Source organism: Kocuria sp. ICS0012 (genome assembly GCF_001665945.1).
Taxonomy (GTDB): Bacteria; Actinomycetota; Actinomycetes; order Actinomycetales; family Micrococcaceae; genus Kocuria; species Kocuria marina.
Genome location: NZ_LZMM01000038.1, coordinates 1 through 21,939, shown reverse-complemented (window position 1 = coordinate 21,939; position 21,939 = coordinate 1). Strand labels below are relative to the sequence as shown.

Annotated in this window: 15 protein-coding genes and 1 pseudogene; 3 read left to right on the top strand and 13 right to left on the bottom strand. The window is 70.0% G+C overall.

Annotated elements, in window-relative coordinates; translation table 11 throughout:
• Complete coding sequence (locus A5728_RS05865) at positions 1-3,318, bottom strand: Rne/Rng family ribonuclease (protein ID WP_064846152.1); 3,318 nt, start codon at positions 3,316-3,318, stop codon at positions 1-3.
• Between the two features lie 460 nt (positions 3,319-3,778).
• Between A5728_RS05865 and A5728_RS05860 the strand changes: the two genes are divergently transcribed.
• Positions 3,779-4,417, top strand: coding sequence for a vitamin K epoxide reductase family protein (locus A5728_RS05860; RefSeq protein ID WP_231885535.1), 639 nt, complete (start codon positions 3,779-3,781; stop codon positions 4,415-4,417).
• Positions 4,418-4,657: 240 nt separating this feature from the next.
• Here the strand turns inward: A5728_RS05860 and ndk are convergent, their stop codons facing one another.
• The 4 genes from ndk to ileS all read right to left on the bottom strand — a co-directional run bounded on the left by ndk (position 4,658) and on the right by ileS (position 10,330).
• Positions 4,658-5,071 (bottom strand): nucleoside-diphosphate kinase, encoded by a 414-nt coding sequence (ndk, locus tag A5728_RS05855; RefSeq protein ID WP_064846151.1) that lies wholly within the window; start codon positions 5,069-5,071, stop codon positions 4,658-4,660.
• Positions 5,072-5,189: 118 nt separating this feature from the next.
• A complete protein-coding gene (locus A5728_RS05850; protein WP_064846150.1) occupies positions 5,190-5,633 on the bottom strand; it encodes a DUF4233 domain-containing protein in 444 nt (147 codons plus the stop codon).
• A 30-nt stretch (positions 5,634-5,663) separates the two neighbouring features.
• Positions 5,664-7,034 (bottom strand): folylpolyglutamate synthase/dihydrofolate synthase family protein, encoded by a 1,371-nt coding sequence (locus A5728_RS05845; RefSeq protein WP_064846149.1) that lies wholly within the window; start codon positions 7,032-7,034, stop codon positions 5,664-5,666.
• On the bottom strand, positions 7,031-10,330 hold the full coding sequence (gene ileS, locus A5728_RS05840; protein ID WP_064846148.1) for an isoleucine--tRNA ligase: 3,300 nt from the start codon (positions 10,328-10,330) through the stop codon (positions 7,031-7,033). The genes A5728_RS05845 and ileS overlap by 4 nt, the downstream gene beginning before the upstream one ends.
• 309 nt (positions 10,331-10,639) lie before the next feature.
• On the opposite strand from ileS, the pseudogene A5728_RS05835 reads away from it, so the two are divergent.
• Positions 10,640-11,065, top strand: a pseudogene (locus A5728_RS05835) (nitrite reductase (NAD(P)H)); the annotation flags it as partial.
• A gap of 117 nt (positions 11,066-11,182) precedes the next feature.
• Here the strand turns inward: A5728_RS05835 and cobA are convergent.
• The 8 genes from cobA to A5728_RS05795 all read right to left on the bottom strand — a co-directional run bounded on the left by cobA (position 11,183) and on the right by A5728_RS05795 (position 19,038).
• A complete protein-coding gene (cobA, locus tag A5728_RS05830) occupies positions 11,183-12,349 on the bottom strand; it encodes a uroporphyrinogen-III C-methyltransferase (RefSeq protein ID WP_064846146.1) in 1,167 nt (388 codons plus the stop codon).
• An 89-nt stretch (positions 12,350-12,438) separates the two neighbouring features.
• Positions 12,439-13,470, bottom strand: a complete 1,032-nt coding sequence (locus A5728_RS05825) for a siderophore-interacting protein (RefSeq protein ID WP_064846145.1) — start codon at positions 13,468-13,470, stop codon at positions 12,439-12,441.
• Positions 13,467-14,351, bottom strand: a complete 885-nt coding sequence (locus tag A5728_RS05820) for an ABC transporter ATP-binding protein (RefSeq protein ID WP_064846162.1) — start codon at positions 14,349-14,351, stop codon at positions 13,467-13,469. Before A5728_RS05820 ends, A5728_RS05825 begins: the two co-directional genes overlap by 4 nt.
• Before the next feature lie 5 nt (positions 14,352-14,356).
• Entirely contained in the window at positions 14,357-15,427 is a 1,071-nt protein-coding gene (locus A5728_RS05815) for an iron chelate uptake ABC transporter family permease subunit (RefSeq protein ID WP_231885534.1), read from the bottom strand.
• Positions 15,424-16,428, bottom strand: a complete 1,005-nt coding sequence (locus tag A5728_RS05810) for an iron ABC transporter permease (protein ID WP_156523392.1) — start codon at positions 16,426-16,428, stop codon at positions 15,424-15,426. The genes A5728_RS05815 and A5728_RS05810 overlap by 4 nt, the downstream gene beginning before the upstream one ends.
• Positions 16,429-16,509: 81 nt before the next feature.
• Positions 16,510-17,574 (bottom strand): ABC transporter substrate-binding protein, encoded by a 1,065-nt coding sequence (locus tag A5728_RS05805; protein ID WP_098055021.1) that lies wholly within the window; start codon positions 17,572-17,574, stop codon positions 16,510-16,512.
• A 231-nt stretch (positions 17,575-17,805) separates the two neighbouring features.
• On the bottom strand, positions 17,806-18,606 hold the full coding sequence (locus A5728_RS05800) for an SDR family oxidoreductase (RefSeq protein ID WP_064846142.1): 801 nt from the start codon (positions 18,604-18,606) through the stop codon (positions 17,806-17,808).
• Between the two features lie 63 nt (positions 18,607-18,669).
• Positions 18,670-19,038 carry a DUF488 domain-containing protein gene (locus tag A5728_RS05795; RefSeq protein WP_064846141.1) on the bottom strand — a complete coding sequence of 123 codons (369 nt, stop codon included), beginning with the start codon at positions 19,036-19,038 and terminating at the stop codon, positions 18,670-18,672.
• 50 nt (positions 19,039-19,088) lie between these two features.
• On the opposite strand from A5728_RS05795, the gene valS reads away from it, so the two are divergent.
• Complete coding sequence (gene valS, locus A5728_RS05790; RefSeq protein ID WP_064846140.1) at positions 19,089-21,740, top strand: valine--tRNA ligase; 2,652 nt, start codon at positions 19,089-19,091, stop codon at positions 21,738-21,740.
• The last annotated feature ends 199 nt before the right edge of the window (positions 21,741-21,939 follow it).

The following is a 21,939-nucleotide window of genomic DNA, read 5'->3' as shown; positions in this document are numbered from 1 at the left end:
TCAGTCCTGCTTGCCGGTCATCGTGATGTCCTGAGCCTTGATGCCCACACCCACGATGGTGGGCTGGTCACCGGACGCCGCGGGGGCCACGGCCCCGGCCTCCGCGGTGAAACGGCTGACCTGCCGTTCCTGCGTGTACTCGTGGGTCTCCACGCTCGCGGTTCCGGGCGCGGCCGCCGGCGCCACGGCACGCCGCGACCCACGGCGCCGTCGGGTCGGAGCCGCCGGCGCCGCCGCCGGCCGGTTCCCGCCGGGGGACGACGCCGCCCCGGAACTCTGCTGCTGCGCGGCACTCGTCTGCCCTGCACTGGATTGCGCAGTCCCGGAGTTCGACGGCGCGTGTCCGGCGGCCGACCGCTTCGACACCGCCTCTCGCGGCTGGGACGCGGCGTCCGCATCCTGAACGGCACCCTCGGTCGAGGTTTCGTCCTCGCCCGCATCCGTGAACGCGGCGCTCAGCGAATCCAGGGACAGGGCCTCCTGGGTGCCCTCGCTCCCCCGCTGCTCAGACTGCCCGTGGGGCAGTTCGATGACCTCGCCGTGAATCGTGAGGCTCGCGGACGAGTCCCCACCGGAACGGTCCTCGGACCGGGAATCCCCGCGCGAGTCGTTCCCGGAACCGTCCCGGCCGGAACCGTCGTTCTGCACGGCGTTGTCCTCGCCCTGCTGACCGCGACCGCGGCTGCGCTTGCCGCGGCGCTTGCGGCGACGGCGCCCGCCCTCGGACTCCCCGTGGGAGTTCTCGGACGCGTGCTCCCCGCCCTGCTGACCGCGGGAGGTCTGCTGCTCCTGGGAACCGGTGTCCTCGGCCTGCCCGCCCCCGGACTGCGGTGCGGTGCCCTGGGAAGCATTCCGTGCGGCGTCGTCGGACTCGTCGTGGGAGGAGGCCGCGGCGATGTTTGCGAACGCCGTGCGGGTGGCCTCCACGCGCGCCTGGTCCGGCTCGTCCGAACCGTGGTGCTGGTTGCCGTTCCTGGGCTTGTCCTGCGCACCGTTGTGCTGCTTGTTGCGCGAACGCTTACGCTCGTGTCGAGTGCCGCGGTGGTCGGAGGGAGCCGCGCCGGAGCGGCCCTTCAAGGGGTGGTCGTGGACCACGACGCCGCGGCCCGCGCATTCCTCGCACGGCTCGGAGAAGACCTCGAGCAACCCCGTACCCATGCGCTTGCGCGTCATCTGCACGAGACCCAGGGAGGTCACTTCGGCCACCTGGTGCTTCGTGCGGTCCCGGCCCAGGCACTCCACGAGCCGGCGCAGTACGAGATCGCGGTTGGACTCCAGAACCATGTCGATGAAGTCCACCACGATGATCCCGCCGATATCCCGCAACCGCAGTTGCCGCACGATCTCCTCGGCGGCTTCGAGGTTGTTCTTGGTCACGGTCTCCTCGAGGTTGCCCCCGGAGCCCGTGAACTTGCCGGTGTTGACGTCCACCACGGTCATGGCCTCGGTGCGGTCGATCACGAGCGATCCGCCGGAGGGCAGGAAGACCTTGCGCTCGAGGGCCTTCTGGATCTGCTCCTCCACGCGCATGTGCTCGAAGAGGTCGTCATCGCCGGTCCAGCGCTCGAGGCGGTCCAGCAGGTCGGGCGCCACGTAGGTCACGTAAGCCTCGATGTTGTCCCACGCCTGCTCGCCCTGGACCACCATGGCGGTGAAATCCTCGTTGAAGACGTCCCGCACGGTCTTGATGGTCAGGTCCGGTTCCGCGTACAGCATCTCCGGGGCCAGCGTCTTGGTGGACTTGGCCTTGTCCTGGATCTGCTCCCACTGCGAGCGCAGCCGGTTGATGTCGTTGGTCAGCTCGGTCTCGGAGGCACCCTCCGCCGCAGTGCGCACGATCACGCCCGCGCCCTCCGGCAACCGGTCCTTGAGGATCTTCTTCAGCCGCTGGCGCTCCACGTCCGGGAGCTTGCGGGAGATCCCCGTCATGGAACCGCCCGGGACGTAGACGAGGTAGCGACCGGGCAGGGACACCTGGCTCGTGAGCCGAGCACCTTTGTGCCCCACGGGGTCCTTGGTGACCTGCACGAGCACGGTGTCCCCGGACTTCAGGGCGTTCTCGATCTTGCGGGGCTTGCTGCCCAGCTCGGCGGCGTCCCAGTCCACCTCACCGGCGTAGAGCACGGCGTTGCGGCCGCGGCCGATGTCCACGAAGGCGGCCTCCATGGACGGCAGCACGTTCTGCACCTTGCCCACGTACACGTTGCCGATCAGCGAGTCCTGCTGGGTGTGCGAGACGAAGTGCTCAGCAAGGATCCCGTCCTCGAGCACACCGATCTGGATCCGGTCGTCCTTCTGTCGCACGAGCATCTTGCGCTCCACGGATTCGCGCCGGGCCAGGAACTCGGCCTCGGTGATCACGTGGCGGCGGCGGCCGAACTGCCGGGACTCACGACGACGCTGACGCTTGGCCTCGAGCCGCGTGGAGCCCTTGACCCCGGTCACCTCGTCGCTGCCCGTGCCCTCACCGGCACCGCGCGGGGCGCGGACCCGGGTCACCGAGCCGTCGGACTCGTCCACGAGTTCCATGTCCTCGTCACCGCGACGCCGCCGGCGACGCCGCTTGCTCGTGACCTCGCCGGACTTGTCGTCCTCGCTGTCCACGTCATTGCGCGCGGCCCGCTCGGCCTCGCGCTGGGCGTCGCGTTCCTTGGCAGCCTCGCGCAGTCGGGCAGCCTGCTCCTCGGCGGCACGGCGGATCTCGTCCGGGTCCGGGGCATGGAACATGAGGGAGGCACCGGGACCGAAGGCCCCGAAGTTCTCCTGGGTGCTGGGCTGGTCGTTCGCGGACTCCTCGACCTGTACAGTCTGCGCGTCCGTCTGTTCCGAGGTGTCGGTCTGCTCGTCGCTCGCCTCGGCCGAGCCGGTTCCTTCGCCGGCCTGCGTCGTCTGCTCGGGCCCGTCGGCGCGCAGAGCGGCCTGCTCATCCGTCTCGCGGGCGCTCTCAGCGGCGTCACCGGCTGCGTCCTCGACATCGAGCGCGATCTCGTCCTCGATACTCTCCGCGGGCTGCTCGGCCTCGGGGATCTCGGCCACTGGGATCTCGCGCGCGGGCGTGTGCGCAACGCCAGCATCGTCGGAAGCGGTGGCCGCGGAATCGGACGTCCCCGGATCCTCGGCGGACGCGTCGGTCGTCGCGGGTTGCCCGGTAGCGGTGTCGGCGGGCACGGCGGCGTCGGGCTCGGAATGGGGAACGGCGGCGTCGTCGGCCGGTGCATCAGGCGTGACGGCGGGGTCGGTGGTGGTGCTGTCCTCGACGGGGGTGGTGGCGGCAGTCTCGAGGGGTGACTGTTCCGCGTTGTCCTTCTCAGGTTCCATGTGAAGTTGTGCTCCTGCTCGGGACACCGCCCGCACCCGGGCCCGAGGTGTGCTCGGTCGGTCGAGCCGGTGTTTGCCACGCGGCCGCCGGAAGTCAAAGTCGTACTCGCGGGCGCGGCGTGTGTCACGCGCACTGTCCGCGAGCCGGTGGATGCCCGAGTCGCTGGGTCCGTGGGGACCGCGAACTTGCCCCGCTCCGGACGCGCTCGATCCTGTGAGAGCGCGGGTCCGTACCGAGGGAGATCGGTGTTCCTGCCGGGCCGGTTCCTCACGTGCGGCTGAGGCCCGACCATTGGCAGTATCTCACAGTCACCCCGGGCCGGGGCACATTCCGGGTGGTCCGGACCACATTCCACCGGCCGGACCACAGCGCGTGTACGGGGTGTGTGCCGGCGTCACCCGCCGCCACGGGCGGCCCGCGCCCGGTGGGTCGTCATGCGCATGGTCTACGATCGGGCGCGTGAGCCCAACTTCCGCGACCACCCCCCTGACCGACCGGACACCCGAGACGACTCCGGCGCACGCCACCCGTTCGGACCGCGCGTGGGCCGTGCTCGCGGTGATCTTCTCGATCGTGGGTTTCGCCGCATCGGCCGTGCTCGTGGCGGAACGGCTCGCGATCTACAAGGACGCGGGACACCGCACGAGCTGCGACATCAACGCGTGGCTCTCGTGCGGCACGGTCATGCGCACCCCGCAGGCGGAGCTCTTCGGCTTCCCCAACCCGTTCATCGGGATCGTGGCGTACGCCGTGGTGATCGCCGTGGCCGTGGGCGTACTCGCCGGCGCACGCTACGCCAGCTGGTTCTGGTGGTTGCTGTGGCTGGGGATCGCCGCTGGCTCGGTGTTCACCCTGTGGCTATGGTGGCAGACCACTTTCCACATCAACGCCCTGTGCCTGTACTGCATGATCGTGTGGTGCGCCCAGACCCTGTTGCTCGCGCATACGACGGCGCGGATGCGCCGCGCCGGCCTGATCGGTTCCTCGCGTGGCACCGCCGCCGGTTCCGCCGCGTGGGCGTGGCTCCTGGGCATCGGGGTGCTCGTGATCGTCTTCGGGATCATCGCGGTGCGCTTCTCGACCGCGATCTTCGCCTGAGCCGTTCACCGACGCCGCGCTCAGACGGCGTGCGCCTCGAACACCATGATGGGGTGCGTGCCGTCGAATGGCGTCCGCTGCCAGTCGCCCCGAACCGCGTCGACCTCGAACCCGGCGCGCCGTCACTGATCGGTCAGGATGCCGCGGTCACGAAAGGCCTGGTCCGGCCCGTCGGGGTTGGCCCCGTCGTACAGGTCGACGATCCGCGGGTCGTAGTCGGTCATGGATCCCGCGTTCAGCTCAGCTGAACCAGATGCCGATCTCCCGCTCGGCGGACTCGGGTGAATCGGAGCCGTGCACGAGGTTCTTCTGCACCTTCTCGCCCCAGTCCCGACCCAAATCGCCGCGAATGGTACCGGGGGCGGCCGTGGTGGGCTCGGTGGCACCGGCGAGGCTGCGGAAGCCCTCGATGACCCGGTCCCCCTCGACCACGGCGGCCACGACGGGCCCGGAGAGCATGAACTCCACGAGCGGCTCGAAGAACGGCTTGCCCTGGTGCTCCTCGTAGTGCCGCTCGAGAATCTCGCGGGTCGCCGTCACGAGCTCGAGTTGCGCGAGCGTGTAGCCCTTGGCCTCGATGCGGGCCAGGATCTGCCCGGTCAGGCCGCGCTGGACGCCGTCCGGCTTCACGAGGACGAGGGTGCGTTGCGTCATGTGCTTCTCCTTGCTGTGGACCCACGCGGAGTCCTCGGTCGATCAGGTTCCGCTCCGAGCCTAACGGCCTGTGGTCCCCGCGCGGCAACGCCCGGGGACCACAGCCGGGAGACGGTGATCACGTCAGGGGGTTCTCGACCTCCCAGCGGCGTTGTTCCTCCGCGCGCCGCACGTTCTCACGATCCATCGCGCCACCCTTGACCACGGCGTACCACCAGGCCAGGGCGCACAACACGCCGATCACGAACATCGAGGGCACGAGCACTCCCGTGGCGATGAGCACGACCTGCAGCACCCACCCGAGGGCATACCCCCACGGCTTGCGCAGGAGGCCGCACGCCAGCAGGAACACCAGGGCGAGAACCACCGATCCGCCCATGAGCCACAGTTTCCCGGCCGTGCTCCAGTCCCGCGCCGTGAGTCCGAACGCCGCGAGGGCGGCGAAGAACACGATGAACGCCTCGATGGAGAGCACGCTCGAGGCGAACATCGTCTTGATCGAGCGTGGCTTCTTGGGTTGGCCAGGGCGCCATTCGCGCTGGGCCTTGGTCATGCGGGCCATCGGGCTCCTTCCATGGTCGGGGCGGCGGGCTCAGAGTCCTAGCAGCACACGGGCCTCACCCACCACGGTGATGGACCCGGTGACGAGCACCGCGCCGTCGAACTGCTCGCGGGCCGCGGCGTCCTGGATGGCCGCGGCGCACGCATCGTCCAGTCGCTCGCTCACGTGCACGGCGTCCTCGTCGAAGCCCATGTCCTCGGCGATCTCCGCGAGTTCCTCGGGTGCCACAGCGCGCGGGGACTGGGAGCGGGTGCACCACAGTTCGAGCTCGAACTCGTGGTACTCGTCCACGAGCACGCGCATCATCTCCGCAGCGTCCTTGTCTCGCAGCACGCCCACCACCAGGTTGAGCTTGGTGAACGTGAAGGCCTCGCGCACCGCGGTCGCCGAGGCCAGCAGACCGTGCGGGTTGTGGGCCGCATCCAGGATCACCGGCGGTGCCTTGCGGGCGAGCTCGAGCCTGCCCGGCGAGGAGACCGCACCCAGTCCCGTGGCCACGAGCTCGGGGTTCAGGGGCTTGTCCCCTCCCCCCACGAACGCCTCGACGGCGGCCACGGACACCGCGGCGTTCTGGGCCTGGTGGGCCCCGAACAGCGGCAACATGAGATCCGGGTACTCCCCCGCGAGTCCCTGCACGGTGATGACCTGGCCGCCCACCGCGGTGGAACGCCCGGTCACGGCGAACTCCACGCCCTCGAACCGGAACGGGTCACCGAGTTCCCGGGCCCGGTCCAGCAGGACCTGCGCGGCCTCGGGTTGCTGCGCCGCGCTCACGAGGAAGCCCTGGGGCTTGATGATCCCGGCCTTCTCCCGGGCGATCTGCCCCACGGTGTCCCCGAGCATGGTTGTGTGGTCCAGCCCGATCGGGGTCACCACGGACACCGCGGCGTCCGCCACGTTGGTCGCGTCCCACGTGCCACCGATGCCGACTTCAAGGACCATTACGTCCACGGGTTCGTCCGCGAAGACCGCGAACGCCAGGACCGTAAGGGTCTCGAAGTACGTGAGGCGGGGAGCGCCGTCGGCCTCGAGCTGTCGGTCCACGAGCTCGAGGTACGGGGCAATCTCAGAGTAGATCCGCACGAACGTCTCGTCCGGGACGGGTTCGCCGTCGATGCTGATCCGTTCCGTGACGCGCTCGAGGTGCGGGCTCGTGTACCGGCCCACGCGCAGGTCGTGGGCGAGCAACAGCGACTCGATCATCCGGGCCGTGGACGTCTTGCCGTTGGTCCCGGTCACGTGCACCACGGGTGCGCTGCGGTGCGGATCCCCGAGCGCGGCGACCGCGGCGGCCACGGCGTCCAGTCGCGGCGCCATCCTGTCCTCCGGCGCCCGACTCAGCAGGTGCTGGTAGATATTCTCGACCGATGCGAAGTCCTCGTGCTCCTGGGCCCCGCTCACGCGTCGATCACCGCCACGGTCACGGACGGCTCGTCCGCTTCCAAGAGCTCGAGCTCGCGGGACAGGGTCTCGGACTGCACGAGCTCGCGGTTCGCGGCCACGGCGGCCACGGTCTGCGCGTCCGCGGCGACGTGGGTGCGGATCCGGTCCGAGACCTGCAGGTCCGCGTCCTTCCGGGCCTGCTGGATCGCACGGATCATGTCCCGCGCCACGCCCTCGGCGCGCAGTTCATCCGTCAGTTCGGTGTCCAGGACCAGGAACCCGCCGCCGGGCAGAACGGTCACGGCGCGCGCGGAGTCCGCCGCGGCGTCGTCGACGACCGTGACGAGTTCGTACTCGCCCTCCTGCAGGGGCACGGAGCCGGCGACGACGACGCCGTCCGCGGAGACCGACCAGTCACCGTTCTTGGTGGCCTTGATGACCTGCTGGACCTGCTTGCCCAGGCGCGGGCCCGCCGCGCGGGCGTTGACCTTCAACTCCTGGGAGATACCGTGGTCCGCGGCGCTGACCTGCTCCGAGTCCTCGAGCGTGACGGACCTGAGGTTCAACTCATCGGCGATGATCTCCTGGAACGTGCCCTCGAGGGCATGCGCCCCGGGCACGGCCACGGTCATGCCCGCGAGCGGTTGCCGCACGCGCAGGTTGTGGGTCTTGCGCAGACCGGACCCGGCCGAGCAGATGGCGCGCGTGCGCTCCATGGCCGTGAGTAGGGCCTCGTCCCGGGGGAACAGGGAGGCATCCGGCCAGTCGGTCAGGTGCACGGAGCGCCCACCCGTAAGACCGCGCCAGATCTCCTCCGTGACGAGCGGCAGCAGCGGGGCGGCCACGCGGCACACCGTCTCGAGGCACGTGTACAGCACGTCGAAGGCCTGGGTGTCCTCCTCGAAGAACCGCTCGCGGGAACGGCGCACGTACCAGTTGGTGAGGGTGTCCATGTAGGAGCGCAACCGCTCGGCACCGGCCCAGATGTCGTAGTCGTCGAACAACCGCTTGACGTCCGTGACGAGCGCGCCGGTCTCCGCGAGGATGTAGCGGTCCATCACGTGATCGGCGTCGTGGCGCAACTGGGCGTCGTAGCCGGCTCCCCCGTTCGCGGCGTTCGTGTACAGACCGAAGAAGTGGTACACGTTCCACAGCGGCAACATCATCTGGCGCACGCCGTCGCGGATGCCCTGCTCGGTGACGATCAGGTTGCCGCCGCGCAGGATGGGCGAGGACATCAGGAACCAGCGCATGGCGTCCGAACCGTCCCGGTCCAGGACCTCGTTGACGTCCGGATAGTTCTGCAGCGACTTGGACATCTTCTGCCCGTCCGAACCCAGCACGATCCCGTGGGAGATCACGTTGCGGAACGCGGGGCGGTCAAACAGCGCGGTGGCCAGGATGTGCAGCGTGTAGAACCAGCCGCGGGTCTGACCGATGTACTCCACGATGAAGTCACCCGGGTTGTGGGTCTCGAACCACTCCCGGTTCTCCATGGGGTAGTGCACCTGGGCGTACGGCATGGACCCGGAGTCGAACCACACGTCCAGCACCTCGGGCACGCGGCGCATCACGGACTCGCCCGTGGGGTCGTCCGGGTTGGGCCGGGTCAGGTCGTCGATCCACGGCCGGTGCAGGTCCACCTCGCCCTGGGCGTTGCGCGGAAGTCGGCCGAAGTCCCGCTCCAGCTCCGCGAGGGAACCGTAGACGTCCCGGCGCGGGTAATGGGGGTCGCTCGATTCCCACACCGGGATGGGTGAACCCCAGTAGCGATTGCGAGAGATGGACCAGTCACGGGCGTTCTCGAGCCACTTGCCGAACTGGCCGTCCTTGACGTTATCGGGGATCCAGTTGATCTGCTGGTTCAGCTCGACCATCCGGTCCTTGAACGCGGTCACGCTCACGAACCACGAGGACACCGCGCGGTAGATCAGGGGGTTACGGCAGCGCCAGCAGTGCGGGTACGAGTGCTCGTAGGAGGCCTCCCGCAGCAGCGCGCCGCGGGCTCGGAGGTCCCGGACCACGGTGCGGGCCACGTCCTTGTCGAACACGTTGTGCCCGGCGAGTTCCCCGAGCGGCGCGCCCTGCGCGAGGGACTCGTCCGTGAAGAAATCGTAGAACCGTCCGCTCTCGTCCACGGAGAGCACCACGGGGATGTCGTGGGCGGCGCACACCATCTGGTCGTCCTCGCCGTATGCGGGGGCCTGGTGCACGATGCCCGTGCCGTCCGTGGTGGACACGTACTCGGCCACGAGGATCTGCCACGCGTTCTGCGTCCCGAAGCGCTCGGCGTCCGTGAAGTAGTCCCACAGCGGCCGATACCGGATTCCGCCCAGCTGCTCGCCCGTGTAGTGGGCGGTGACGGCGTCCGCGACGGCCGCGGCGTCGTCGTACCCGAACTCCTTGGCGTACCCGCCCGCGAGCTCCGCGGCCACGAGGAAGCGGCGCCCGGCCAGGTCACCGGCACCGGGGACCAGGACGTAGTCGATGTGCGGACCGACCGCGAGCGCCTCGTTGGTGGGCAGGGTCCAGGGGGTCGTGGTCCAGGCGATGGCCTCCGCGCCGGCGAGTTCGGCGGCCACGGCGGGATCGGTGGCCCACGAGGTGTCCTCGGAGAGCGTGAACGCCACGGTCACGGAGGGGTCCTGGCGGTTCTTGTAGACGTCGTCGTCCATGCGCAACTCGTGGTTGGACAGGGGCGTCTCGTCCTTCCAGCAGTACGGCAGCACGCGGTAGCCGGAGTAGACCAGGCCCTTGTCGTCCAGCACCTTGAACGCGCCGATCACGGACTCCATGTAGTCCACGTTCAGGGTCTTGTAGTCGCTGTCGAAGTCCACCCAGCGGGCCTGGCGGGTCACGTAGTCCTGCCACTCGGACGCGTACTTCAACACGGAGGCGCGGCAGGCGTCGTTGAACTTGTCGATGCCCATGGCCTCGATGTCCTGCTTGTCGGTCATCCCGAGCTGCTTCATGGCCTCGAGTTCGGCCGGCAGTCCGTGGGTGTCCCACCCGAAGCGGCGCTCCACGCGCCGGCCCTGCTGCGTCTGGTAGCGGGCCACGAGGTCCTTGACGTAGCCGGTCAGCAAGTGGCCGTAGTGGGGCAGGCCGTTGGCGAAGGGCGGGCCGTCGTAGAACACGAACTCGTTGGACCCGTGGTCCCCGCGGTCGCGCTGGTCGATGCTCGCCTGGAAGGTGTGGTCCTGTTTCCAGTAATCCAAGACGCGCTCCTCGACCGCGGGGAAACGCGGCGCGGAGGGCACCCCGTGTGCGCTGGGGTCGGTGCTCGCCTTGGGATACACGAAGGATTCGGTCACGGTGCTCCATCCTGAGGGGTGTGTGGTTCAGGATGCGAGGACGCTCGGGCGCGCGGGGCGCCGGTGGCGCGGTACCACCTCGCTTACCCGCGGTGGCATCGGCACAGCCGACGACGCCGCGAGTCGCTCGTTGGGGGCTGTCACGGGCCCGAGTCGTCCGGTTCTACTGGGGCGCGGTGCCTGTTCTTCCGGAAGGGCTCCCCGGTGATGGCCGGATCGACACCCGTGCGCGCAGGGCGCACCCCGCCATGATACCCCGACGGGAGGGACTACTCGCCCTGCTCGCCGCCGCACTGTTCGTCTCCCCCGGACACCAACGACCGCACCATGGCCAACATGCAGAAGGACGGCACCTACTCCGTGATCCCCCGCATCCCCGGGGGCGAGATCACTCTCGAGAAGCTGGGCGTGCTGGCCCGGGTGGGTCAGGAGTACGGGCTGTTCACCAAGATTACGGGCGCCCAGCGCAGCGGGCTCTACGGGGCCCGCCTGGAGCAGCTGCCGACGATCTGGAAGGAACACGTGGACGCCGGATTCGAGTCCGGCTCCGCGTACGGCAAGGCGCTGCGCAATGTGAAGTCGTGCATCGGCAGTTCGTGGTGCCGCTTCGGTGTGCAGGACTCGGTGGCGCTCGCCGTGGACCTGGAGAACCGCTACCGCGGGCTGCGCTCACCCCACAAGTTCAAGTTCGGGGTCTCGGGCTGCAGCCGCGAGTGCGCCGGAGGACGTGGACGCGCGCATGTACGTGCTCGAACGCGAACAGATCCGCCCGGCCACCCCCGAGGAGATCGCCCAGTCCGAGGTCGGTGAGGAGCACAAGGTGTTGGTGTCCGGGGCGAAGATCCCGGTGGGTCAGCCCTCCTGAGCCGACTCCTGGGGGCCGGGGGTCGCGCATGACTTCTGCGCGAGCGCCGCGACCCGGCCCACCACGATCACCGCAGGAGCAGTGACCTCGCGCTCGCGGGCCACGTGGGCGATCGTGTCCAGCTGCGCCACGGTCGTGCGCTGGGTTGGGGTCCAGCCCCGCTCCACGACCGCGACCGGGGTGTCTGCGGGGTAGCCCGCGGCCATGAGCAGCTCGGCGTTACGTCCGAGACCCCGCACGCCCATCATGAGGATCAGGGTGTGCCCGTCCCGGTACGGCACGTGACGCAAGTGCTGGTGCGCGGTGATCACGGTGAACCCGTGGGTCATGTCCCGGTGGGTCACGGGGATCCCCGCCGCGGCGGGGACGGAAATCGCCGAGGTCACACCCGGCACCACCTGGGTGGCCACACCGTGGGCCCGGCAGAACTCGACTTCCTCGCCACCGCGGCCGAACACGTACGGGTCCCCACCCTTGAGCCGCACGACCCGCAGTCCGAGTTTCGCCTGCTCCACGAGGGTCTCGTTGATCCGGTCCTGCGTGTACTTGTGGTACCCGGCGCGCTTGCCCACGTCGATGATGCGGGCGTGCCGGGCGAGCTCTGGTAGGAGGTCCGTGGGGCCGAGCCGGTCCGCGACGATCACGTCCGCGTCCGCCAACAGTTGCCGTCCGCGCACCGTGAGCAGTCCGGGGTCGCCGGGTCCTCCGCCCACCAGCGCCACTGTCCCGGGTTCCTGAGTGACCGGGGCCTGAAAGACCCGATCCTGAGCAACCCGTGTTTCGGTAACCGGCACCTTAGTGACCGGTGCCCGAGTGTCGGCTGCGCGATCGGGCCCGGGCGCGGCGTCGCCCGCGACGCACAGGACCCGACGCTCTTCCGCCGCGAACGCCACCCGCTCCCGTTCCCCGGAGTCCGAGACGTGGAGGAAGACGAGCCACGCACCGTCGAGGTCGTCGGGGCGGAACGCGCGCTCGTGCCACGTGAGACCGGGTGAGCTCGTGAGGTCCCGCAACGTGTCATGCAGATCAGGTGCCACGAGGTCCACGAGGGCGCCCTCGGCGAGCAGGGACCGCGTCCGACGCGCGGCGTCCGGTCCCCCACCGACCACCAGCACGGCGCGTCCGGCGAGGTTCAGCCCCAGGGGGTAGGTCATGGTCGGGAGCTCTCCTCGGGTGCGGGCGGATCATCGCCATGCTACGCCGCGGGCCGCCTCTCCTGACCTCGGACGTCACATCCGCGGGGTCACTCCGTGGCCGCTCCCTGTTTCCAGTAGCCCATGAACGAGATGTCCGTCTTGGGCACTCCCCCGCTCACGCACATCCGGCGCAGCGACTTGACCGTGGCGGATTCCGCCGCGAAGAACCAGTAGGTACCGCGGCCCTCCGGGCGGGCGACGTCCCATACGAAGTCCGCCTCCTCCGACGGGGCAGCCTCGGGCTCGCCATGACCGACCTCCCAGTAGCGGCGGGCGCGCTCGGACAACCTGTGCCACAGCCACAGCTCCAGGTCTAGTCCGCGCGGGCGTCCCCGCCGGGGCAGCCACGTCCAGTGCAGTTCGGTGCCGCCGCGCAGCGTCACGGTCAGGGTGTGCCCGTCGGACGACGTCGCCCGGGCGAGGGCGCGCGGGCCGGCCGCGGCCACGGCGTCGTCCTCGGAAGGGACCTCCACCGCGATCGTCACGCTGCGGGGCGGGGCGGAAGGGGCAGGCGCACCCACGTGCACCCCCCGCTCGATGCCGTCGATGATCGCGGCGAGCGCGGGCAGGGCAGTCTCGTCCCCAGCGAGCACGACGTCCTGGTCCGCCGCACGCCGTTCGTCCCACGCGGCCCACCAGGGGGACCCGCCCGAGGGCACGAGCAGCTGCACGTCCTGACCCTCGCGCACGGTGTCACCCCACGCGGCCCCGGGGCCCATCCCATGCTCGGGGTCGTCATGGAGCACCACGTCGATGGCCAGCTCCGGGACCGTGTGCCCGGCCAGCTCCACCTCGGCCGCATCGCGCACCGTGTACGTGCGCAGCCAACCCCGGCGTTCGGGCGGGGCGGCCATGAACTCGCGCCGCCACCGGGTCATGTCGCTCACGTCCACCGCCACGGTGGCCCCGGGGGTGGGTGGGATCAGTACCTTGAGGTAGGCGTCCGTGCGGGGGCCCGGTCCCTGGTCGCCCCACGGCATGATCCGCAATTCCTGCCCCGCCACACGTACGCGCACGAGGTGTTCGCTGAGCTTCGTGCGTCCCGTGACGGTGGCCGTCACACATGCGAGTTCCGTCATGGCAGTACCTCCTCGGGTGATCTTGGAGTGCTCGGCGGGGTGTTCGCCGGTCCCGTCCACGGGATCACGAGCCGGGCGCCCGTGGGGGCGTCGTGGAGCACCCGCGCGGACATGTCGAAGACGTCGCTGACCACCTCATCGGTCATGACCTGCTCGGCCGAACCGGTCGCGGCGACCGCCCCGTCCTTGAGTGCCACGAGCACGTCCGCGTACCGCGCCGCGAGCGAGAGTTCATGCAGCACCATGACCAGGGTGATCCCTCGGGAGCGCTGCAGTGCCGTGAGGATGTCCAGGATCTCGGCCTGGCGCGCGATGTCCAGATACGTCGTGGGTTCGTCGAGCAACAACACGTCCGTGTGCTGCGCGAGCGCGAGGGCGATCCACACGCGTTGACGTTGACCGCCGGACAAGTCCCCCACGTGGCGTTCGAGCAGCTCCCCCAACCCGGTGAGTTCGACCGCTTCCGCCACGGCGTCGTCGTCCTGGGCACGCCACCGTCCGAAGGCGCCACGGTACGGGTGCCGTCCGCGCGCCACGAGCTCCTGCACGGTCACGCCCTCGGGTGCCACGGGGTCCTGTGGGAGGAAACCCACGGTGCGCGCGAACCGGGTGCGGTGCCACCGACTCACGTCCGCCCCGCCCACGAGGATCTCTCCGGCGGACGGGGTGAGCTGGCGCGCGCACGCCTTGAGCAGCGTGGACTTCCCGCAACCATTGGCCCCCACGAGAGCGGTCACGGCCCCCGCGGGGAACGTCACGTTCACGTCCCGCAGCACCGGCGTCTCGCCGTAGCCCACGGTCAGCCCACGCACCGCGAGCTCGGACGACGACGCCGCGTCCTCGCCTTGCTCGGTCCCCCCGGCCCGGTTCGGATCGGTCATGGACGTCATGCTTCCGCCTTTCCTCGCCCGATCAACAACCACAGCAGCACGGGCGCGCCGGCCGCCGCGGTGACCACGCCCACGGGCAGGGCCAGCCCGGGGATCGTCTCCGCGGCAACGTAGTCTGAGACCACCATGAGCACCGCGCCCACGAGCGCGGCGTGCCGGGCGTGACCCGCACCGCCGCCCAGCCCCCTCGCAATGGGTGCGGCCATGAACGACACGAACGCCACGGGCCCCACGGCGGAGGCCGCCACGGCCACGAGCACCACGGCGAGCCCGAGGGCCGCGAGCCGCGTGGCCCGCACGTGCACCCCGAGCCCGGCGGCCAGGGGATCCCCCGCGCCGAGCGTGTCCACCGCGGGCGCCAAAACCGCGCACACGGGCAGCAGGATCGCGAGGCAGATCCCCACCTGCGCGATGTCCACCCACCGGGCAGCGTTGAGTGAACCCGTGAGCCACTGCATCGCGTCCTGGGCGGCGTAGATGTCCGCGCGGGTCAGCACCGCGTTGATCGCCGCGGCGGTCAGTGCTCCCGCCGCGACGCCGGTCAGCACGAGTTTGCCGATGTTGGCCCGCGTACCCCCGGCGGCCAGGACCACCGCGAGCATCAGGCCGAAACCACCCGCGAGGGAACTGAGTGTCACCGCGGCACCGGAGAGCCCGCCCAGCGTGATGGCCGCGACCGCGCCGAGCCCGGCCCCGGAGGAGACACCCATGATGTCCGGGGAGGCCAGGGGGTTGCGCAGCACGCGCTGGAACAGGTGACCGGCGATCCCGAAGGCGATCCCCGTGAGGATCCCGAGCACCGTGCGCGGCAGAGTGATGTCCCACACGATGTACGCGGCGGGGCCGGAGTAGTCGTGGGTGAGCACGGCGACCAGGTCGGGCACGGCCACGACATACTTGCCCAGTGCGATCCGCGCGAAGGAGGCGAGGACCAGGACGAGCACGAGCAGCGCCGTGACCCGGCGGGTGCGGCGTCGGGAGCGGGAGCGTCCCGCGCGCACGGTGGCCACGGTCGCGGGGGCGGGCAGCGACGTCGTCCTGGGAAAAGGGGAAACGGCGGGACTCACGCGGCCACCACTCCCCTGCGTCGGATCACGACCACGAGCGCGGGGGCGCCGATCACCACGAGCGCGATCCCCACCTGGATCTCCCGGTCCGGGACGAGCACGCGCGCCACGACGTCCGCGAGCAGGACGATGAACGGGCCCGCGAGCAGGCACGCCGGGACGACCCTGCGGTAGGAGATGCCCACCAGCGAACGCACCGCGTGGGGTACGAGCAGCCCGCAGAACACTAGCGGGCCCACGAGTGCGGTGGAGGTACCCGAGAGCAGCACCACGGCCAGGCCCGCGAGGCCGCGCACGAGCGCCGGGTTCACCCCGAGTCCGCGACCCAGAGCTTCGCCCAGGGTCAGGGTGTCCAGGGAACGGGCCAGCGTCCACCCGAGCAGAAGGGCCACGAGAATCACGGGGCTCGCGAGCACCAGGAACGTGCCGTCCGGCCGGGTCAGTTCACCGACCTGCCAGCGCCGGAAAGTGTCGAACGTGGCCTGGTTGCTCAACAGCACCGCGCTCGTCAGCGCCGTGAGACCCGCGGAGACCGCCGCCCCCGTGAGGGCCAGGGTCACCGGACGCGCCCCGCCCCGGGCCGCGGAGGCCAGCGCGTACACGGCGGCCACGGCCACGGCGGAGCCCAGCGCCGCGAGCCACAACTGGTGCGTGACGCCGGTCAGACCCAGGAACGCGCCGCCGGCCACGACCGCGAACGCGGCCCCGGCCGTCAGCCCCAGGATGCCCGGATCGCCCAGGGGGTTGCGCGTGGCACCCTGTAACAACGCCCCGGCCACGGCGAGCGCGGCCCCGGTGAGCAGGCCCGCCCCGGTGCGCCACACGCGGGACTCGACCACGGCGCCGTCGAGCGCGGGAACCCCGGGGACGGCCCCCGGGTCACCCGAGAATACGTGCGGGACCACGTGCCACGTGACACCCAGCCCGATGGGCCGGGACCCGTACGAGATCGAGAGGAACACGGCCACGAGCAGCAGTGCCGCCATGGCGGGCCAGGACATACCCCGACCCCGCGTGCGCCCGCGCGGGGCGGACGGCGCGGCGTCGGGGCGGGCGAATGTGGAACTGCCGGGCACGAAGGGTCAGGCCCCCAGCGTGGTCTTGATCGCCGGGATGTGGGCGTCGAGCGCGTGGGGCATGGACAGCGGAGAGGACGAGTACCCGGAGAGCACGTCCTGCTTGTCCGTGAGGAACATCCCCCGCCCGTTCGCGATCGCGGGGATGGTCTTGAGGATCGGGTCCGTGCGGAACTTCTCGGCCTGGGCGTCGTCCTCCGCGGCCGCCACGAACAGGTCGCTCGTGAGCTCGTCGGCACGTTCGCGGGGCCATTCGCGCCAGAACTGATCCTCCGTGATGTTGTCCTTGACCGCGTCTGCGAGATTCATGCCCAGCTCGGTGAAGAAGCGGGGGCGTCCGTCCGCGGGGCCGTAGAACCCCAGGCTCTGGGAGACGTCACCGTAGATGAAGGTTTTGCCCTTGGCCGCGCCGAGTTCGTCGGAGCGCCGGGAGACGAGTTCTTCGGTGCGGCTCACGAGTTCGTCCCCGGCCGCGGAACGGCCCAGGGCCTTGGCCGTGACACGCTGCATGTCTTGCCACGAGTTGACCCACGGGCCCGTGGGGTACGCGACCACCGGGGCGATCTTCGTGAGGCGGTCGTACTCCTCCCGGGTGACCCCGGAGTTCACCGCGACGATCAGGTCCGGGCTCAGCTCGGCGATGTCCGTGAAGTTCACACCGTCCGACTCGTCCATGGCCTTGGGCGTCTTCCCGCCCAGTTCTGAGACCTTGGCGTCGAACCAGTCGGTGGACCCGTTCGCGTTGCCGCCCCAGGCCACCTTGGTCATGCCCACCGGCACCACGCCGAGCGCGGCCACGAAGTCCTGCGTGTTGCTCGCGCCCACGCACACGACCCGCTGCGGCGCGGCCTCGACCTTCGTGGTGCCCAGGGCGTGTGTCACCTCCACGGGGAACGTGTCCGTGGGGCTCGACGACGCCGTGGCGCCGGGGGTCTGCGCCTGCCCGTCCCCGTCCCGCGCGCCCGTGGAACACGCCGCGAGCCCCATGAGGGAGGCCACGGCCAGACCGGAGCCCAGCAGGGTGCGACGATTGAACTGCCGGGACGCGTTCCCGGACCGGTGAGGGGACATGGACACTCCTGGGTCACTGAATTTGATAAGGCAAGCCTAACCTAATTCATGCTCCCGTTCAGCCGCAACCGCTCCGTGCGCGCTCTCGCGGGTGCGGCCGGACCAAGCAGAGCCAGGGCATTCCGCTGACCGGTCATGGGGCGCCGGGCGGATGGGAAGGACCGGCCCACCAGGTGCAACCGACCGCCGGTGCTCCGAGGCACCGGAGGCCGGTCACCGCAACGCACGCTGTCAGTTGTTCGTGCGGATCATCTTGTGCGGCGCAGCCTGGGCCACGGGCTTGACCGTGATCGTGTCCAGGTCCACATGATGCGGCAGTTCCACGGCGAAGGCGCAGACCTCGGCCACGTCCTGGCCCGAGAGCGGTTTCTCCACGCCCGCGTAGATCTTGTCCGCGGCCGCCTGGTCACCACCCAGGCGCATGAGCGAGAACTCGGGAGTGTGCACCAGACCGGGCGCCACCTCCACCACGCGCACGTTGTGCTCGGCCTCCTCGAGGCGCAGCGCCTCGGTCATGGCGCGTTCGGCGTACTTGGCAGCGTTGTAGCCCGCTCCGCCCTCGTAGGCGCGCTGGGCGGCGATCGAGGTCAGGTTCAGCACTGTGCCCTCACCGTTGGCCCGCAACGTGGGCAGGAACGCGCGGACCACCCGCAGGGTGCCCATCACGTTGACGTCGTACATCCACTGCCAGTCCTCGTCCTTGGCGTCGGCCACCGTGTCCGTGCCGCGTGCTCCGCCGGAGATGTTGAGGATCGCGTCCACGGTGCCCTGCTCGCCGAGCACCCGATCGCGCAGCGCATCCACCTGCGCCTGGTCGGTGATGTCGGTGGGCGCGGCACTCGCGCCGGTCTCCCGGGCCAATTCCTCGAGACGCTCCGCGCGACGGGCGACGGCGTACACCGTCCACCCGCTCTCGCGCAGGCGGCGCACCGTGGCCTCGCCGATGCCCGTGGAGGCACCGGTGACCACGGCCACCTTGCCGTTGCCGAGCGGCTTGGGATCCTTGTAGGTGGGATGTGTGTTCTGAGTCATGCTTCCACCGTAGCGCGCGGAATTATGACTTAGAACAATCCGGATCGGCTCGATTAGGACGTTTCAGAAACCACTGCGGTGATCGCGCAACCAGCCCAGGAGCACAACGGCGTTGTTGTGCTCCTCGTCCTTCGCGTCATAAAGCAGGGTCGCGGAGTCTACGTCCCGCAGCACGCTCCTGAGCTGCGCGACCTCCCCGGAGGCATCCTCGTCGAGTTCCTCGCGGTAGCGCTGCGCGAAGCGGTCGAACTTCTCGGGGTCGTGACCGAACCACTTGCGCAACTCGTCGCTCGGGGCGACCCCCTTGAACCAGTGGTCCAGGGCTGCATGGTCCTTTCTGACCCCGCGCGGCCACAAGCGATCGACCAGGATCCGAGCGCCGTCGTCTCGCGCGGCGTCTTCGCGAATGCGGTGGATGTGCAAACGTGCCATGCCCCCACGCTACGACGGCCCGTGCCCGCGTGCATGAGAGACTGGAGCACATGGCACAGAACCTCGAGGGTACAGACACGCCCGAAATCATCGACAGCGCTGCGTCCACCACCGCGGTGAACGTCCCCGACAAGCCGGCTATGGAGGGCCTGGAGGAGAAGTACTCCGCGCAGTGGCGCGAGAACGGCACGTACGCGTTCCGCGAGGACACCACGCGCGAGGACGTCTACTCGATCGACACTCCCCCGCCCACGGCCTCCGGCTCCCTCCACGTGGGACACATGTTCTCCTACACGCAGACGGACGTGATCGCCCGCTATCAGCGGATGTCCGGCAAGAACGTGTTCTACCCGCTGGGCTGGGACGACAACGGCCTGCCCACCGAGCGCCGCGTGCAGAACTACTACGGCGTGCGCTGCGAGCCCGGCAAGCCGTACATCGAGGGTTACCAGCCCCCGGAGAAGCCGGCCAAGAACCAGCGCGACTGGGACGTGGTGTCCCGCCAGAACTTCATCGAGCTGTGCGAGGAACTCGCGGTCGAGGACGAGAAGGTCTTCGAGCACCTGTTCTCCACCCTGGGTCTGTCCGTGGACTGGAGCCGCACGTACCGCACGATCGACGCGCACTCGCGCAAGGTCTCCCAGCTCGCATTCCTCAAGGACTACGAGGCCGGTAACGCGTACATGGCCGAGGCCCCCACCATGTGGGACATCACGTTCCGCACCGCCGTGGCCCAGGCCGAGCTCGAGGACCGCGAACGCGAAGGTGCCTACCACCGCGTGGCGTTCCACCGACCGGACGGCGAGAAGGTCTTCATCGAGACCACCCGCCCCGAGCTGCTGCCCGCGTGCGTGGCGCTGGTGGCCCACCCGGACGACGAGCGCTACCAGGCGCTGTTCGGCACCACCGTGCGTTCCCCGCTGTTCGACGTCGAGGTCGAGGTCAAGGCCCACCCGCTCGCCAAGCCGGACAAGGGCTCGGGTATCGCCATGATCTGTACGTTCGGTGACCTCACCGACGTCACGTGGTGGCGCGAGCTCGATCTGCCCACGCGCGCCCTGATCGGCCGCGACGGCCGCTTCGCCTCGGAGCAGCCCGCATGGATCGCCGACGGCGCCCCGGCCGAGAACTACGCGCAGCTCGCCGGCAAGACCGTGTTCTCCGCACAGAAGACCGTGGTCGAACTGCTCGCCGCCTCCGGTGACATGGAGGGCGAGCCCAAGAAGATCACCCACCCCGTGAACTTCTACGAGAAGGGCGACAAGCCCCTCGAGGTCGTCACCTCCCGCCAGTGGTACATCCGCAACGGCGGTCGGGACGCCGAGCGCCGCGACGCCCTGATCGACCGGGGCCGTGAGATCTCGTGGCACCCCTCGTTCATGCGCGCGCGCTACGAGAACTGGATCGAGGGTCTCAACGGGGATTGGCTGATCTCCCGTCAGCGCTTCTTCGGCGTGCCGTTCCCGGTGTGGTACCCGCTGGACGAGTCCGGTGAACCGGATTACGACCACCCCGTGCTCCCCGCCCAAGACCAGTTGCCCGTGGATCCCACCACGGACGTGGCCCCCGGCTACACCGAGGACCAGCGCGATCAGCCCGGTGGATTCATGGCGGACCCGGACGTCCTGGACACCTGGGCAACCTCTTCCCTGACCCCGCAGATCGCAACCGGCTGGGCCGTGGACGAGACCTTGCACGCCAACACGTTCCCCATGGACCTGCGCCCGCAGGGTCACGACATCATCCGCACGTGGCTGTTCTCGACCGTGGTGCGCGCCGAGACGCTGGCGCAGACCGTGCCGTGGAAGCACACGGCACTGTCCGGGTGGATCCTGGACCCGGACCGCAAGAAGATGTCCAAGTCCAAGGGCAACGTGGTGATCCCCACCGAGGTGCTCGAGAAGTACGGCTCGGACGCGGTGCGCTACTGGGCGGCGTCGGCCCGCCTGGGCGCGGACACCGCCTACGACGAGGGCCAGATGAAGATCGGCCGTCGCCTGGCGATCAAACTGCTCAACGCATCCAAGTTCGTGCTGGCCCAGGGCGTGACCGAGGCCTCCGTGCTGGGCTCCGGGACGGACGGTTCCGTGGTGACCAACGGTCTGGACCGCTCCCTGTTGGCCCAGCTCGCGGACGTCGTGGAGCGCGCGAGCACCGCGTTCCGGGAGTACGAGTACGCGCGCGCCCTGCAGTTGATCGAGTCCTTCTTCTGGACCTTCACGGACGACTACGTGGAGCTCGTGAAGGACCGCGCATACGGTTCCCGCGGGGAGGCCTCGCAGGCCTCGGTGCACGCAGCCCTCGCGACGACGCTCGACACCCTGCTGCGCTTGTTCGCCCCGTTCATCCCATTCGCCACGGAAGAGGTGTGGTCGTGGTGGCGCTCCGGTTCGGTGCACCGCGCGGCCTGGCCCGTGACCGACGGGTTCGCCGAGCCCGCTCGCGCGGGTGATCCCGAGGTGCTCACCGTGGTGGGCGAGGCGCTGTCCGGGCTGCGCAAGGCCAAGTCCGAGGCCAAGGTCAAGCAGCGCACCGCGGTCACCTCCGCGGTGATCTCGGGCCCGGCCGCTCAGCTCGAGCAGTTGCGCGCCGGGCTGGAGGACCTCCAGGCAGCCGGTAACGCCGCAGACCTCACGCTCACCGGCGCCGAGGGTGAGCTGGCCGTGAGTGACGTCCAGCTCGAGGAAGCACCACAGGCCTGAGTCGACATGGAGGGGCCCCGTCCTGCCTCGTGCGGGATCGGGCCCCTCGGCACATCACGAACGCCGTCGCCCCCCCCCCCCCCCCCGCCGTCCTTGCCCGGGCCCCGGGGGGCCCCCCCCCCCCCCCCCCCCCCGGGCCCCCCCCCCCAAAACCAACCCCCCCCCGGCGGGGGGGGGGGGGGTTATTGCAGCCCCGGGG